Genomic DNA, 16,004 nt, shown 5'->3' on the forward strand with positions numbered 1-16,004 from the left:
TACTTACCAGCTATTTCGATGATCCACCTTCACTTACCCGAAGGACTATATTCCTGCTTTTCTGACTTATCTCACTCGTCAGAGGTCCTGTTTGAAACAGAAAAAAACATAGCAACAGCCTATGAACCCAAAAGACTCATGGAGTTTTGTAGTGGGAGATACTGTGCACACCTGTCTCTCAAGAAGCTGGGAGTGGACGCTCCCATACTCAAGACAGAGGAAGGAGCCCCTCTCTGGCCCAAGGGCATCACCGGATCCATCAGTCACTCTACCCAGACAGCCGGATCTATCGTCGCATCGACTGACAGGATACAATCCATTGGTCTAGATATTGAAACCATGGGTCGAATATCTCCAGACATGTGGTCCATCCTTTTCACTCCGAATGAAATCAACATGCTCATGCATTCTAAACCAGCAGAGATTGACTTTTTGAGTACACTACTTTTTTCGATGAAGGAATCTTTTTACAAAATGCAATTTCCAATCAGCCAACACTTCATGGATTTTCAAGATTGTGAAGTCACCTATAGCAATGAAAAATGTCATATCCAGCCACATGTTAGTTTGAGCGCTCCTCTCAACAACCCAGCTCAATATGACATAAAATTTCTTAGGTTAGAAACAGAAATCATCACCTACATTATCCTTCACAGACCGGACTCATCATTCAGGCATGATAAACCAAAGCACCAAGTATACAATCACCCCAGGAAACCCTATCGACATGAAAGACAATAAGACATAGGCCAATCGAACCAATGTATAATCCCATCCAAAGTAGTCAGCTATGCCTCCCAATACACCTCCTATTACTCTATCGCTTGATTTTTTCAAAATTCTTGTCATTTTCTTATAGTTTTAAAGTTAATAATGAATTGACAGAATCCCCGATGACTTGCATCATGAATTGCAGTTGAAGATGGGGATGACGACTTGACACTAGCAAATCTTGGTTACTTGATAGCTGTGGTTCCCAATGCACGGGACTGGCATGTGTACTAAAACCAATCACAATCGCCGCGATTACGCCAAGTAAAATCAGCAGCACTCTTTTGTCATGTATCTTCCACCTATTCATAGGACTCTGGGTTTGGTTTGTTTTACCTTACACCCTACATGGACAAAGCGTATGCCAATAGACACAATAGCACTGAAAAACAGCAAGTTACATTAAAAACCCTATAGCAAAACAGAATAAAAGTGTAACGATATCGTACACTCCATAAAACAAAAGTGTCCGCTATCAATCAGCGGATTCTGACAATTCCAACCACCGCAGCTCCTTCTCATCGATACTGTCATTGATCTGCTGGAGCTCATTGGACCACTCAGTCAGTATGACGTGATCCGACTCTCCTGAGTTCATCAATTCTTCAAGCTCAGACTTTCGGGCATTCAGTTTTTCGACGTCCTTTTCGATCGATTCAAACTCCTGCATCTCCTTATAAGACAGCTTCTTCTTTTCCACCGTCTTCTGCTTGTTCGTATTCTCCTTGGCAGTGGATTTGGCATCCTCTTTGGCCTTGGATCTATCCGACTTCTCTTCTTCTAGTGTATACCTATAGTCCGTATAGTTACCAGGAAAGTCACGGATTTCATCTGTCTGATCAAACACAAATAAGTGATCCACCAACTTGTCCATGAAGTACCGATCGTGAGACACTACGAGCAGACACCCTGGAAAATTGTCCAAATAGTCCTCCAACACATTTAGCGTCACAATATCCAAATCATTGGTCGGTTCATCGAGAATCAAAAAATTCGGATTAGTGATCAATACTTTGAGCAATTGCAACCGTCTTTTCTCCCCTCCACTCAATTTAGCAACATGGGAGTACTGGGTCTTGGGAGGAAACAAAAACTGATTGAGCAACTGCGAGGCAGTGATGACACTGCCATCATCGAGATGAATAGCATCAGCGACATCAGACACTACATCGATGACACGCTTGCCGGGATCTTCCTCGATCGACTGCTGGCGGTAGTAGCCAAAGACGGTATTTAACCCTTGATCCAATGTCCCCGAATCTGCTTCGATGCTTCCCGTCAGCACATTCAAAAAAGTCGACTTACCAGTTCCATTGTGTCCGACGACTCCTATTTTTTCTCCACGTGCAAACACATGAGAGAAGTTGGAAAACACCGTAGAGTCTCCCCATGACTTGCTGATTTTGTTCAGCTCTAAGATTTTTTTACCTTGGCGCCTACCAGACAATTTGATCTCCATCTGCTGTCGACTCAGATCTACATTGGCCTTGTCTTTCGTCTCATAAAAAGCATCCACACGATATTTCGCCTTGGTTCCTCGGGCTTTAGGCTGTCGACGCATCCACTCCAGCTCACGGCTTAGCAGGTTTCTCGCTTTATCCTTTTCTGCCTGCTGGATTTCTTCTTGCTCCGACTTCTTTTCTAGATAATAGGCATAGTTCCCTTTGTATCGAAAGAGCTGTCCTCGATCTATCTCTATAATCTCCGTACACACTCGATCCAAAAAATACCGGTCATGCGTCACCATCAATATGGATAGATTCTGTGAAGCAAGGTACTCTTCGAGCCATTCGATGATATCTAAATCCAAGTGGTTGGTAGGTTCATCCAGAATAAGAAAATCTGGTTCGTCAAGCAGTGCCTTGGCTAGAGCGATTCGCTTTTGCTGTCCCCCAGACATACTCTTGATGGACTGCTCTAGGTCGTTGATCCCAAGCTTACCCAAAATCTCCTTCAAGCGATATTCATAGTCCCAAGCATTCTTCGCATCTATTTCTGTGATGAGGTATTCGATTCTTGACTGGTCCTTGTCCGTAGGTTCTTCCTTATCTACCAGTTTCCAATATTCACTGAGCAACTTGGACTCAGGATGATTGGCATCAAAAATAGAATCCAATACGGTCTCAAAACCATCCAAATCAGGTGCTTGATCCAAGTAGGACACTTTGATATCACGTTGAAACGACACTCCGCCTGTATCCTGCTGTTCCTTTCCTGAAATGATATTGAGCAAGGTAGATTTACCACACCCATTCACACCTACCAAAGCGACCTTTTGCCCTTGCTCGATACCAAAGGTGATGTCATCAAACAATTGCTTGTCATTGAAGCTTTTGGTGAGTTTTTCTACAGAAACAGCTATTGGAGGCATATAAACAGATTTTTAATCCAAAGTACATCGAGCCATACACAGCTCTAGATTGGACAGACAAATCTATGACAAGTTGCGAAGAGCTTCAGACAATCTCTCCACTATTTCTTGGTTAGCCCTTTTTCTTGAAAGCCGCCTCTGCAGCTTGCTTGATTTCATCTGCGGCAGAAGACAAATGATTCTTGATCTCTTCCCATTTACCTTCATTCTTATGTTTGAACTCCGAATATTCCGTTTCCAACTTCTCCTTTTTCTCCTTGAGAGCTGCTATTTTCACTTCTACATCATCCCTGATATCGTCTTTGGCTCCTTTGGCGTCTACGATCAACTGATCAATTTTATGACCCAACTCTTTTAGGATTTTCTCGACTTGACCTTGATGTTCTACACTCATGATGTTTATGGTTTTTATTAGTTTGACTAAAGATATAAAGTTACCTTCAGTTAATTATTACGAACACAAAGCATTCTCGTTATAGAAGTTTACTTTTACGGCATCAAAAGTCAACCCGATTACGATTTGAAGCATTCAAACAACAACCCATATGTAATAGGCATCTGTGGCGGCAGTGCCTCTGGCAAAACCAAATTCCTTTGCGACCTCAAAAACTCGTTTTCTTCGGATCAGATGAGTGTTCTCTCCTTGGACAATTACTATCGACCCTACAAGGACCAGTTTATTGACGCAAACGGCGTAGAGAATTTCGATATCCCAAGTTCTATCGACCTGCTAGAGTTCGCAAGTGACCTAGCCAAACTCCGAAATGGAGAAACCATCTCCAAAGAAGAATACACCTTCAACAACCCTAATGTCGTCCCCAAACAAATCATCACCAAACCAGCTCCTATCATCCTCATCGAAGGCCTTTTTGTGTTTCATCAAAAAGAAATCGCAGAACAACTGGACCTTAGAATTTTTGTAGAAGCCAAAGCACACTTGATGATCAAAAGACGCATCAAACGAGATGCCATAGAACGCAACTACGACATGAACGATGTCCTGTATCGATTTGAATACCACGTCATGCCTGCGTACGAAAAATTCATCCTCCCCCACCGGGACACTGCAGACATCGTCATACCCAACAACGGCACGACCTTCGAAAAAGGCCTTCAAGTAGTCAAAGCCTACCTACAACAGATTTAGACCTACATTCCTCTTGCTTCAGTGGCGTTGGGGCAAGAGAAATACCGTGAGAAATGAGGTCAGTCCAAAAATTGGAAGTGAAATTCAATATTTTAATCATCCAAAACCATATTCATTATTCCAACATTACCTCAAGGGCTTGCAATTAGGGAGCGTCTCAAAAAAAACAATTACAATCAATGAATCTTACATCACGAAGTGGTCTTTGATCTCTCCCTCAGAAACATGGGATGGTCCGAGATGCGGATTCATTCATTTGGTCCAATACATCCAAGGCACAAAAAAAGCAGTAACATTTTTCAACGTTACTGCTTTTTGAAGGGTGGATGACCGGGTTCGAACCGGCGACCCTTGGTACCACAAACCAATACTCTAACCAGCTGAGCTACAACCACCGTGTATTCCCGTTTGTTTTCGGGAGTGCAAAAATAGAAAAGAGATGATCACTTTTCAAAACAAAATACCGAATTATTTTCTGTCAAATAAAAGTCGCTCTCCTTGCTGCGATTCATCGAAGCTCCCGTACTGATAAGCCAAGTGGCCTGACACAAAAGTATGTGTAACCTTGGAACGGAAACGCTGCCCCTCAAATGGGCTCCATCCACATTTGGAAAGCACATTATCTTTATTGACAACCCATTGATCCTCTGTATCCACTAAAACTAGGTCAGCAAAATAGCCTTCTCTTATATAACCTCTTTTTTCAACTTCAAAAAGAATCGCTGGATTATGCGACATTTTTTCCACGATGCGTTCGATAGAAATCTTCCCGTTGAGGTGGTGCTCTAACATCGCCGGCAAGGCATGTTGCACTAGTGGACCACCAGATGGGCAATTGAGATATCCATTATTCTTTTCTTCCATTGTATGGGGAGCATGATCTGTCGCTATCACATCGATCTTATCGTCCAGCATGGCCTGAAACACTACATCCCGATCATATGCCGTTTTCACTGCAGGGTTCCATTTGATATTCCCGCCTTTGGTAAGGTAATCCTCATCGCTAAACCACATGTGATGGATACACGCCTCAGCAGTCACTAGCTTATCCTTGAGAGGCACATCATTGTCAAATAACTCCGTCTCCTTGCCCGTCGAAATATGCAAAACATGAAACTTGGTCCCATTTTTTCTCGCTAACGCCACTGCCTTCGAGGACGAGATGTAGCATGCCTCCTCACTACGAATCAACGGATGCGCCGTAAATGGAATACCCTCCCCGTAACGCTCTTGATAGATTTCCATATTTTTACGAATTGTGCTTTCATCTTCACAATGCGCCGCGACGAGCATCTCTGCTCTCGAAAACAGGTCATTGAGAGTCTGCTCATCATCCACTAGCATATTGCCCGTCGATGACCCCATAAAGACCTTTATACCACAGACATTCCTCCGACTCGTCTTGAGAACTTCTTCCAAATTATCATTGGATGCTCCCATAAAAAAAGAATAATTCGCTAATGACTTTTGCGCAGCGATATCATACTTATCCTGTAGCAATTCCTGCGTCAACGTATTAGGTACAGTATTGGGCATCTCCATAAACGACGTGATTCCTCCCGCTACGGCAGCCCTACTCTCTGTATATATCTCCGCTTTGTGTGTCAGTCCTGGCTCCCTAAAATGCACCTGATCATCGATCACCCCCGGCAAGAGAAACTGCCCTTTCGCATCGATAACCGTCGCTGTATCGTGACTCAAATCATAACCAATTTTATCAATCATTTGATCTTTGATCAATACATCATGTGCCAACATAGTGCCTTCATTGACCAACTTTGCATTTTTTATCAAGGTATATTTTGCCATTTTCAACCGTTTTTATTTCCTAAATTGCAACACAAAAGTAACTGGATCAAGCATCTAATAAATCATTCATGGCGGATATCGTAGAAAGTTTTTCAGAATTGAAATTGAACAAGCAGATTCAGAATGCGATCAGCGAAGCGGGATATGAAAAACCAACCCCTATTCAACAAAGTGCCATTCCGCTCATCACAGCAGGTCATGACATCATGGGGATTGCACAAACAGGAACAGGCAAAACTGCTGCCTTTGTACTCCCGCTACTCATGAAGCTCAAATATGCACAGGGCACTGACCCTCGAGCCTTGATCCTCGCTCCTACTCGAGAATTAGCCATTCAAATCCATGAAAATGTCAAAAAGTACGCAACCTATTTAGACATCAGACATACGTCCATTTATGGTGGGTCGGGAACCAAAGTACAAATAGAATCTTTTGCTAACGGCATTGACCTATTGATTGCCACTCCGGGACGCTTCATGGAGCTCTACCGAAGGAGAGTATTTGGTACCAAACTCATCAAAACCCTCATCATCGATGAAGCTGACAAAATGATGGATATGGGGTTCATGCCTCAAATCCGCCAAATCCTAGAGATCATCCCGGTCAAAAGACAAAATCTTCTATTTTCGGCAACCATGTCTGATTTTGTCATCAAGCTTTCAGAAGAATTCCTAGAGTTCCCAGAAAAGGTGGAAGTCACACCACAAGCGTCTACCGTGGACACTATCGACCAAACTTTATACGAAGTACCCAACTTTAAAACCAAAATCAACATGCTTGACCACCTACTTTCCAATGAGGACTTTAGTAGAGTGATTATTTTTGTCAAGACCAAAACCAACGCTGACAATATTTTCAAATTCATTGACCGCAAGATTACCAAGTCTGTCAAAGTCATCCACGGCAACAAGGCACAAAACACGCGACTTAATTCGATTGACTCTTTCAAAAATGGAGACACCCGAATCCTCGTAGCTACAGACGTGGCAGCTCGAGGACTTGATGTCTCCTTAGTCTCGCACGTCATCAACTTCGATGTACCTCTCATCTACGAAGATTATGTTCATCGAATCGGCCGAACAGGACGGGCAAACAACAAAGGCATAGCGATCACTTTTAGCAACAAAGCCGAGTTATACCACATAGAGAAAATTGAAAAATTAATCGGCAGAAAAATAGAAGCTCAAAAAACTCCCGCAGATGTCAAGATAGAAAAGACCCCTTTCGAAGAACAACAAACCATGCTGCGCGAACTAGACTACCTACGCAAGAAGGACGACCCAGAGTACAAAGGTGCATTTCATGAGAAAAAACATAAAAAACCACCCCACAAGAAGAAGCGCTCTCGGTAGAAAATAGTGTTCGTCTACGAATACCCTACGTTCATCGAAAATAAAACCCTCTTCATCCAAATTAATACCTCAAGACCATCAAAGAGCTTATTATTGTGTCAGAAAGATGGATTAAAAAGTCTTTCTTTCCATAGCTGGTTGAAAAGATCTTGTGGGGGCTAGGTACAACGGTACCTAATCCCACAAGTATCGACTTCCCTTCTTGTTCAACCCTTCCCTCCCTCTCTATTTTCTTCCTTACAATTTCTTAAGATTTAAATATTTCTTGGTCAATTAATTATTGTTTTTCAACCTAAATTTGCCGCCATTACATTTTAGAAAACAATAAACACCCAATTCTAGAAATGACAGCAAATCTGAATGAAAGAACCCACTTCCAGAACCGCCACAACGGCCCCTCACTTACGGATGTAGAAGAAATGATTCAAACTATCGGCGTAAGCTCACTAGAGCAGTTGATAGACGAGACAATCCCCCAAAATATCCGAAGAAAGGAGAAACTAGACCTTCCTCCGGCCCTGGATGAGTTCAGCTACTTTCATTCAATGAAAGAAACCGCTGCACAAAACAAGGTATTCAAATCATTCATCGGCATGGGATACCACGGATGCGTCACTCCCGCTGTGATCCAACGAAACATTCTCGAAAACCCAGGATGGTACACGGCATACACCCCCTACCAAGCTGAAATCGCACAGGGAAGACTCGAAGCTCTCATCAATTTCCAAACCATGGTCAGTGACCTCACGGGCATGGAAATCGCCAATGCCTCCCTATTAGATGAAGGTACAGCAGCGGCAGAAGCCATGACGATGCTTTTTGCGCTACGAAAAAAGGACAAAAAGAAAGCCCAAAAATACTTTGTGGATCAACACATCTTGCCACAAACACTTGATGTACTCAAAACCCGAGCGACACCACTTAGTATCCAACTCGTCATTGGCGATATATCGACACTTGACCTAACAGACCCTGAGTACTTTGGCATGATGGTCCAATACCCCAACGCTCATGGTCAAGTCACGGATTACTCAGCGCTCTTTGCTACAGCTCAGACACAAGATATCAAAATCGTAGCAGCGGCAGACTTGCTAAGCTTGACACTATTGACCCCTCCAGGAGAATGGGGAGCTGATGTCGTAGTAGGTACCACACAGCGATTTGGCGTACCTATGGGCTTTGGCGGTCCTCACGCTGGGTTTTTCGCGACACGCGAAGAGTTTAAAAGGCAACTACCAGGCCGTATCATCGGTGTATCTATGGACCGCCATGGCAACAAGGCCTACCGTATGGCTCTACAAACGAGAGAGCAACACATTCGACGAGAAAAAGCCACCTCTAATATCTGTACTGCTCAAGTGCTTCTCGCCGTAATGGCTGGAGCATACGCCGTGTACCATGGGCCTACTGGTCTCCAACGCATATCCAAGCGAATACATGGTCTCGCTTTGTTAGCGGACAAATACATTCAAAAACTTGGATTCAAACAAAGCAACACCATCTTCTTTGATACGCTGAATTTCGAAGTGGAACATGGGCTAATCGAAAAAATCAAAATAGAAGCCGAGTCGAAGAAAATCAATTTCAACTTCTTTGTTGAAAACCATATCCTCATCGCCTTTGACGAGACACACACGGTACAAGATCTCCTAGACATACTTGCTGTATTCCAAAAATACAGCGATGCTGAAATCAACCCTGAAGAGGTCGTGAGAGAAGCAGATCAAGTAGTAGTATCCTATCAAAATGGCTATGCTCGTCAATCCGACTACATGACGCATGAAGTTTTTCAAAAATATCACTCAGAGCACGAGATGCTCCGCTATTTAAAGCACTTGGAAAACAAAGACCTCTCACTGGCTCACTCCATGATCTCCTTAGGGTCTTGCACCATGAAACTCAACGCCACATCTGAGATGACCCCAATCACATGGCCCGAATTTGCCATGATTCACCCTTTCGCTCCAGCCTTTCAAACAAGAGGCTATGCGGACATCATCGATAACTTGACAAAATGGCTTTCGGAAATCACTGACTTTCATACGGTTTCTTTGCAACCCAATTCCGGTGCACAAGGAGAGTACGCGGGCTTGTTGGTCATCAAAGCATACCAAGCATCCATTGGACAGGACCATCGCGACGTGACAATCATCCCATCGTCAGCACACGGCACTAACCCTGCAAGTGCTGTCATGGCAGGCAATCAAGTCGTCATCGTACGATGTGACGAACAAGGCAATATAGACGTCACTGACCTCAAAGAAAAAGCAGAGAAATACAAGGAAAACTTGTCTTCACTCATGATCACATACCCCTCGACCCACGGGGTATTCGAAGAAAGTGTAGTAGAAATCTGCGATATCATACACCAATGCGGCGGACAGGTATACATGGATGGAGCCAACATGAATGCTCAAGTTGGCTTGACCAGCCCAGGCATCATAGGAGCAGACGTTTGTCATCTCAATCTACACAAAACCTTTGCGATTCCTCACGGAGGAGGAGGTCCAGGTATTGGTCCGATTGGAGTAGCGGAGCATTTGGCACCCTTCTTACCAGGCAACCCTCTCATAGACATGGCTGAACCACAAGCGATCACTGCTATCTCTAGTGCGCCATTTGGCAGTGCTGGCGTACTCGCCATCTCCTATGCATATATCGCTATGATGGGAGCAGATGGTCTCGAAAACGCCACAAAACTTGCCATACTCAACGCCAACTACATCAAAGCAAGGCTTGAGAGCGAGTTCAACATCCTCTATAGTGGAAAAAACGATCGATGCGCGCACGAAATGATAGTCGACTGTAGAGCCTTCAAAGAATCTGGCGTAGAAGTAGAGGACATCGCCAAACGCCTCATGGATTATGGTTTTCATGCCCCTACGGTCTCGTTTCCTGTAGCAGGTACGTTGATGATCGAACCTACTGAAAGTGAGTCCAAAGAAGAGCTAGACAGGTTCTGTGACGCTCTCCTGAGTATCCGTGAAGAGATCAGAGCGATCGAAACTGGACAAATCGACAAGCAGGACAATGTACTCAAAAATGCTCCACACACGGCCAATCACAGTCTAGCCGACACATGGGAACACCCGTACAGTCGCTCATCTGCAGTCTACCCACTCCCTTATGTACGAGCCAACAAATTTTGGCCCTCAGTAGGCCGAGTAGACAATGCTTATGGTGACAGAAATCTATACTGTAGCTGTATTCCTACGGATGCTTACGAAACAACCGAAGAAGCCTGAGGAGCATAAGCAACCAAGACAAGCAAAAGAACATTCTCTCATTGATACTTGGAATAGTATTTGCTTGTCTTGGACAAACATCAACCTTTGATATGAAAAAAAATTACTTACTACTCCTTTTTCTTTTCCTCCTCACCTTTGCTCCTTTTGCGCAGGACTTGGTTGACAACAAAGAGAATGCTCTCGATTACTCTCGAAATGTCGAAAAACACCTCAACTACAACAAAAGTCTCTCCCCATCTCATCTAGATTACAACATAGAACCGATTGGAGAAGGCAAGTTCAAGTTGATTTTTGTCAATCAACCTTCTGACCAGGTCAATATCAAAATCTACGATATCATAGGGAACCTTATATTGACAGAGGAAAAAAACTACATGATCAATTCTGAACTCGAGTACAATTTCAACGAAACCAACAACAAGATCTATGTAGTCAAAGTCACCTCTGGTGACGAAAACCTGACCAAAAAGGTTAATTTCTAATCTAGCTTTTAATCCTCCATTCTCCACATATATCCCTAAACATTGCGTAAATTATGTCCGATTTTGAGACACATTTCTGTCCGAAATAGGTCAATAGTTCACCTACCTTCTCTAGAAAAACGTCTCCATTTCGCTGTATTCGCTCCTTTGTGTTTTGGCACAAAAACTGAAGTATAAAACCTAAAATACAACCATGGAAAAAGAACTAGGAAAGATATTGATCATAGATGACGATGAAGACGTGCTCTTTGCAGCCAAAATGCTGCTCAAAAAACACGCGCAAGAGGTCATCATCGAAAAGAACCCTAAAAAAATCCCCTTTCTGCTCAACAACGACAGCTACGATGTGATCCTCTTGGACATGAATTTCAGCCAAGATACCACTAGTGGTAAAGAGGGGTTCTACTGGCTGGATCAAATTCTTGAGCGAGACCCCAAAGCTGTTGTTATACTCATTACCGCATTTGGTGATGTAGAAATGGCCGTCAAAGCCCTCAAAGAAGGCGCTACAGACTTCGTACTCAAACCGTGGCAGAACGAAAAATTACTCGCTACACTTTCTACTGCCGTCAAACTCAAACAATCCTACAAAGAAGTCGACCAACTCAAAACCGCAAAAAAACAACTGGAAGAAGAAATCAACCAACCCTTCAAAGACATCATTGGCGAAAGCGATGCGATCAAAAGCGTATTCAAAATAATAGACAAAGTAGCTCAAACAGACGCCAATGTCTTGATATTGGGTGAAAACGGTACTGGCAAAGAACTCATTTCACGAGCCATTCATCTCAAATCCATGAGACGTGACAATGTGTTTGTAGGAGTAGACATGGGAGCTATCACAGAGACCCTCTTCGAAAGCGAACTCTTTGGGCATAAAAAAGGGTCCTTTACAGATGCCAAAGATGACCGCAAGGGGCGATTTGAAATCGCCAACAAAGGCACGCTATTTTTAGATGAAATAGGCAATCTAGGCATGCCTCTCCAATCCAAACTTTTGACAGCCATACAAAATCGTCAAATCACCCCTATAGGAGCCAACAAAGTCCAAGATGTCGACATTCGCTTGATCTGCGCAACCAACATGCCCCTCTATGAAATGGTAGAAGACACCACATTCAGACAAGATCTACTCTATCGTATCAATACCGTCGAGATTAAATTACCCGCGTTACGGGAAAGAATTGAGGACATCCCCATGCTCGCCGATCATTTCATCAAAACTTACAGCAAGAAGTACAGAAAAACGAACAAAAAAATAGCCGCTGCGACGCTCAAAAAACTACAAAAGTATCACTGGCCAGGCAACATTCGGGAACTCCAACATGCCATCGAACGAGCCGTAATCATGAGTGACGACAACACCTTGGTTCCTGAAGATTTCTTTTTCCTCAGCCAAAAAAACAAAGACAATGGAAATTCCCTTGAAGAAACATTCAACTTGGATGAAGTGGAAAAAAACATCATCCAAAAAGCCATAGACCGAAACCAAGGAAACATCTCTCAAGCAGCCAAAGAACTGGGACTCACAAGAGCATCATTGTATAGACGTCTCGAAAAACATGGGCTTTAACAACAACCTCAAGCTATCCATCGCCCTGCGTGTAGGGTTCATCTTATTGACAAGTATTCTACTCGTCAATGCTTTCTATTCCAATTCGTATGCCTTGACCAAACTAGTCCTAGGTATTGCACTAAGTCTACAAGGCTACGCACTTGTCAAGTATCTAGACAAGTCAAACATGGAGTTCGTCCATTTCCTGGATTCGATCAAGTATGACGACTTCACACAAACCTACAGTAGCAAACAAACAGGCACCAGTCAAGATTTGCTCTACGATCGTTTCAACACTGTCATCCGGATGTTTCGTGAAATCAGGGCGGAAAAAGAAGCCCAATACCAGTACCTCCGTACCATTGTACAACATGTAGGTATTGGTATCATCACATTCAACAAACAAGGACACATTCAAATCATCAATGCAGCAGCCAAATCCCTCCTTGACATAGATCACATCAAAAATGTAGATGACTTATCAGCACTCAATCCTGAGCTAGTCAACAGCCTCAAAGATCTCCAAACTGGAGGAAGGGACTTATTGAAAATAGAAAAGAAAGGTGAAGAAATTCAGCTATCAATCTATGCCATCCAATTGATACGAAGAGAAGAAGAATTCAAACTCATTTCCATTCAAAACATCAAAAGTGAACTAGATGAAAAGGAAATGGACGCTTGGCAAAACCTCATCAGCGTACTGACTCATGAAATCATGAATTCCGTCACTCCTATCTCTTCACTCGCAGCAACCGTCGAGTCCAATCTAGAAGAAGTAATCGATACAGAATTCAATGTCAAAGACATTTCAAAAGAAGAGATTGAAGATTTTCATTTGGCCGTCCAGACTATCCATAGACGCAGCGAAAGTCTAATCAAATTTGTCAGTGACTTCAGAAACCTCACCCGAATCCCCATACCAAAGAAGTCCACCATTGAGGTGCGTGAGTTATTTCACACCCTACTCGCTCTACTCAAGTATGATCTAGACAACCAGCAGATTCACTTACAAGTAGACATAGAGCCAGACGACCTCACGATATACGCGGACAAGGAGCAAATTGAGCAAGTACTAATCAACCTCATCAAAAACGCCATGCAAGCTCTCGAAGAGAATCCAGAAAAAGGAAAAGCTAAAAAACTACATATCTCTGCCAAACGAAACACCCCCAACCGCATCTCTCTTACTATCGGAGACAATGGCACAGGGATAGACGAAGACGCGGTACACAAAGTATTTATCCCCTTCTTCACCACCAAAAAATCCGGATCTGGTATTGGCCTGAGTCTATCCAAACAAATCATGCGAAAACACGGCGGCAACATCAGTGTAACAACCCAAATGGGTATAGGCACAGAGTTTTCCTTGGCATTCAATCAATAGCGCATACCAATACTAAACTATCGTAGTATATTAGCTGACTAAGTTTCTATCATGGCACTAATCAGTAAAAAAAAGATCCCCTTCAAGGTCAGTCCTCTACTCCTCAAGTATCTTCAAAAATACCAGCGGTCCATCAATGTACCCATCGAGTACTCCGACCTCCTACGATACGACAATTCCATCCCTCTCTATGACAAAGAGGGGAAAGACACACTGTGGGAGACCGTTTTTTACCCACAGTCAGACATGCAGATGATCTACCACAATCTTAAAAAAATCTATGCTGTCATCAAATCGGACGGAGACCTGAGCGTCATAGACCACCTGGTAATCGACCGTGTTGATATCTGTCAGTATGGCAACACCAAGCCATTTCGGGTCCGGATAGTCAATCAAATCAACGACAATTTTGACTACTTCTACATCAAAAATGCAGATGCTTCGAGAATTTACGGTCTCGAATTGGAGCATCTTCTCTCCCCCAACCGCATCAGTTATGGTGCTTACAAACACACTCTCATCGAAGAACATATTGCTGGAATCCCAGGAGATCAATTCATCAAAAACAACCTAAAAGACAAAGGACTAAACGAAACAAGATTGGCCAAAGAATTTGTCAAGTTCAACGAACGCTGCTTTGTACAGCTCCTGGGAGACATGCACTCTAGCAACTTCGTTATCAACATTACACCTGATTTCGAAGAAATATCCTACCGCATCAAAGCCATTGACTTTGACCAGCAATCCTATGAAGGGCGTCGTAGTATATACCTCCCACAGTACTTCAAACAAAACAATCCCTTGATTGAAATCGGACTCAAGCACATGACTCCCGAGACAGTACGACAGTACCAAAAAGAAGAACGTGCCCTAATCACTAATAGACTCAAAGTAGAAAGATACCGTATCGCCGACCTTTTAAGAGTCATGACCAAAGACACTATTTCCTTTCCTGAGAACGTCAAGACTCTCAAACAAGACTTAGCAGAATTCTACGACGACAATCGCTTTCTAACCTGTAAAAATATGGGAGAAATCGTAAAAGTCAGTCTCTGGATGCTCATCAAGAAACCAGATTTATACAATTTGTGATATCTTTCCATACACAAACGATTGTCACTCATGAAAAGCCACTACATCCTGTTCATACTTGCCCTGCTCCTAGGTGCTTGTCGCAAAACAGATCAAACGACAAGTACAGATGAAGCCATGATCGAAGACATCAATGACCCTGTCAATGGCTTTAATATTGAAGAATCAGACCCCACAGCAGTCTTCATTGCTGACAAGGTCATGACTGCCATGGGTGGACGCAAAGCTTGGGATGAAACGCGCTATATACAGTGGCACGTTGGAAACAATCGCTACACATGGGCCAAATACATTGACAGTTTGCGCATCGATATTCTACCCAATAATGATGTTATTTTGATGGATTTGAAAAAAAAGACTGGAAAAGCTAAAATTGACCAGCAAGAAGTCAACAACCCAGATTCCTTGGCAAAGTATTTGACACAAGCAAACGAAACATGGAACACTGATTCCTATGCACTATTTATGCCTTACAAACTAAAAGATAACGGAGTGACACTATACTATCTCGGGGAAGAAACTACAGGCGACGGACGAGATGCTCAAAAAATTCAAATTGAGTTTACAAATGCCCTGCCTCTCTACGATATATGGGTAGATGCCGAAACCAACTTGATTAGCCAAACAGCATACTACCCTACAACATCCTACCCCGAACCCACCGACACTTTGATTTGGAACGATTACCACCGTTACGGAAAAATCCTACTATCTACAGACGGGGCATCTCACCCCATATCAGACATTAGAACATTAACGAACGTACCTTCTGGTACATTCACTACATTATAAA

Annotated in this window: 13 protein-coding genes and 1 tRNA gene; 9 read left to right on the forward strand and 5 right to left on the reverse strand. The window is 43.1% G+C overall.

What is annotated here, in order from left to right:
* Positions 1-18: 18 nt before the first annotated feature.
* Positions 19-741, forward strand: coding sequence for a 4'-phosphopantetheinyl transferase (locus BFP72_RS13340; RefSeq protein ID WP_099599607.1), 723 nt, complete (start codon positions 19-21; stop codon positions 739-741).
* Here the strand turns inward: BFP72_RS13340 and BFP72_RS13345 are convergent.
* The 3 genes from BFP72_RS13345 to BFP72_RS13355 all read right to left on the reverse strand — a co-directional run bounded on the left by BFP72_RS13345 (position 667) and on the right by BFP72_RS13355 (position 3,536).
* Positions 667-849, reverse strand: a complete 183-nt coding sequence (locus BFP72_RS13345) for a PspC domain-containing protein (RefSeq protein WP_099599608.1) — start codon at positions 847-849, stop codon at positions 667-669. The two genes, BFP72_RS13340 and BFP72_RS13345, sit on opposite strands and share 75 nt — an antisense overlap.
* A gap of 397 nt (positions 850-1,246) precedes the next feature.
* Complete coding sequence (locus BFP72_RS13350) at positions 1,247-3,142, reverse strand: ABC-F family ATP-binding cassette domain-containing protein (RefSeq protein ID WP_099599609.1); 1,896 nt, start codon at positions 3,140-3,142, stop codon at positions 1,247-1,249.
* 112 nt (positions 3,143-3,254) lie between these two features.
* Positions 3,255-3,536 (reverse strand): hypothetical protein, encoded by a 282-nt coding sequence (locus BFP72_RS13355; protein ID WP_099599610.1) that lies wholly within the window; start codon positions 3,534-3,536, stop codon positions 3,255-3,257.
* Positions 3,537-3,662: 126 nt separating this feature from the next.
* Here BFP72_RS13355 and BFP72_RS13360 point away from each other — a divergent pair, with 126 nt between their 5' ends.
* Positions 3,663-4,289 carry a uridine kinase gene (locus tag BFP72_RS13360; RefSeq protein ID WP_099599611.1) on the forward strand — a complete coding sequence of 209 codons (627 nt, stop codon included), beginning with the start codon at positions 3,663-3,665 and terminating at the stop codon, positions 4,287-4,289.
* Between the two features lie 321 nt (positions 4,290-4,610).
* On the opposite strand, the gene BFP72_RS13365 is transcribed toward BFP72_RS13360, so the two are convergent.
* Together BFP72_RS13365 and BFP72_RS13370 are read right to left on the reverse strand one after the other, a co-directional pair.
* Positions 4,611-4,684 (reverse strand) — tRNA-His (locus tag BFP72_RS13365).
* 73 nt (positions 4,685-4,757) lie between these two features.
* The gene (locus tag BFP72_RS13370; RefSeq protein WP_099599612.1) at positions 4,758-6,098 is read right to left on the reverse strand and encodes a dihydroorotase; all 1,341 of its coding nucleotides are present in this window, start codon (positions 6,096-6,098) and stop codon (positions 4,758-4,760) included.
* Positions 6,099-6,166: 68 nt separating this feature from the next.
* Between BFP72_RS13370 and BFP72_RS13375 the strand changes: the two genes are divergently transcribed.
* From BFP72_RS13375 to BFP72_RS13405, 7 genes are all read left to right on the forward strand, one after another.
* Positions 6,167-7,450, forward strand: coding sequence for a DEAD/DEAH box helicase (locus BFP72_RS13375; protein ID WP_099599613.1), 1,284 nt, complete (start codon positions 6,167-6,169; stop codon positions 7,448-7,450).
* 344 nt (positions 7,451-7,794) lie between these two features.
* Positions 7,795-10,695 carry an aminomethyl-transferring glycine dehydrogenase gene (gene gcvP / locus BFP72_RS13380; RefSeq protein ID WP_099599614.1) on the forward strand — a complete coding sequence of 967 codons (2,901 nt, stop codon included), beginning with the start codon at positions 7,795-7,797 and terminating at the stop codon, positions 10,693-10,695.
* Positions 10,696-10,787: 92 nt separating this feature from the next.
* Positions 10,788-11,180: a T9SS type A sorting domain-containing protein gene (locus tag BFP72_RS13385; RefSeq protein ID WP_099599615.1), complete on the forward strand. Its 393-nt coding sequence runs from the start codon at positions 10,788-10,790 to the stop codon at positions 11,178-11,180.
* A 193-nt stretch (positions 11,181-11,373) separates the two neighbouring features.
* Positions 11,374-12,753 carry a sigma-54 dependent transcriptional regulator gene (locus BFP72_RS13390; RefSeq protein ID WP_099599616.1) on the forward strand — a complete coding sequence of 460 codons (1,380 nt, stop codon included), beginning with the start codon at positions 11,374-11,376 and terminating at the stop codon, positions 12,751-12,753.
* The gene (locus BFP72_RS13395) at positions 12,743-14,119 is read left to right on the forward strand and encodes a PAS domain-containing sensor histidine kinase (protein ID WP_099599617.1); all 1,377 of its coding nucleotides are present in this window, start codon (positions 12,743-12,745) and stop codon (positions 14,117-14,119) included. The genes BFP72_RS13390 and BFP72_RS13395 overlap by 11 nt, the downstream gene beginning before the upstream one ends.
* Positions 14,120-14,170: 51 nt before the next feature.
* The gene (locus BFP72_RS13400; protein WP_099599618.1) at positions 14,171-15,211 is read left to right on the forward strand and encodes a hypothetical protein; all 1,041 of its coding nucleotides are present in this window, start codon (positions 14,171-14,173) and stop codon (positions 15,209-15,211) included.
* Between the two features lie 30 nt (positions 15,212-15,241).
* Positions 15,242-16,003, forward strand: a complete 762-nt coding sequence (locus tag BFP72_RS13405; protein WP_099599619.1) for a hypothetical protein — start codon at positions 15,242-15,244, stop codon at positions 16,001-16,003.
* Position 16,004: the final 1 nt, after the last annotated feature.

It is taken from the genome of Reichenbachiella sp. 5M10 (assembly GCF_002742335.1).
Classification (GTDB): domain Bacteria; phylum Bacteroidota; class Bacteroidia; order Cytophagales; family Cyclobacteriaceae; genus Reichenbachiella.

Excerpts from the sequence above, each read along its gene's own strand:
- BFP72_RS13340 (WP_099599607.1), top strand. The coding sequence starts at position 19 with ATGATCCACCTTCACTTACCCGAAGGACTATATTCCTGCTTTTCTGAC.
- BFP72_RS13345 (WP_099599608.1), bottom strand. The coding sequence starts at position 849 with ATGACAAGAATTTTGAAAAAATCAAGCGATAGAGTAATAGGAGGTGTA.
- BFP72_RS13350 (WP_099599609.1), bottom strand. The coding sequence starts at position 3,142 with ATGCCTCCAATAGCTGTTTCTGTAGAAAAACTCACCAAAAGCTTCAAT.
- BFP72_RS13355 (WP_099599610.1), bottom strand. The coding sequence starts at position 3,536 with ATGAGTGTAGAACATCAAGGTCAAGTCGAGAAAATCCTAAAAGAGTTG.
- BFP72_RS13370 (WP_099599612.1), bottom strand. The coding sequence starts at position 6,098 with ATGGCAAAATATACCTTGATAAAAAATGCAAAGTTGGTCAATGAAGGC.
- BFP72_RS13375 (WP_099599613.1), top strand. The coding sequence starts at position 6,167 with ATGGCGGATATCGTAGAAAGTTTTTCAGAATTGAAATTGAACAAGCAG.
- gcvP (WP_099599614.1), top strand. The coding sequence starts at position 7,795 with ATGACAGCAAATCTGAATGAAAGAACCCACTTCCAGAACCGCCACAAC.
- BFP72_RS13385 (WP_099599615.1), top strand. The coding sequence starts at position 10,788 with ATGAAAAAAAATTACTTACTACTCCTTTTTCTTTTCCTCCTCACCTTT.
- BFP72_RS13390 (WP_099599616.1), top strand. The coding sequence starts at position 11,374 with ATGGAAAAAGAACTAGGAAAGATATTGATCATAGATGACGATGAAGAC.
- BFP72_RS13395 (WP_099599617.1), top strand. The coding sequence starts at position 12,743 with ATGGGCTTTAACAACAACCTCAAGCTATCCATCGCCCTGCGTGTAGGG.
- BFP72_RS13400 (WP_099599618.1), top strand. The coding sequence starts at position 14,171 with ATGGCACTAATCAGTAAAAAAAAGATCCCCTTCAAGGTCAGTCCTCTA.
- BFP72_RS13405 (WP_099599619.1), top strand. The coding sequence starts at position 15,242 with ATGAAAAGCCACTACATCCTGTTCATACTTGCCCTGCTCCTAGGTGCT.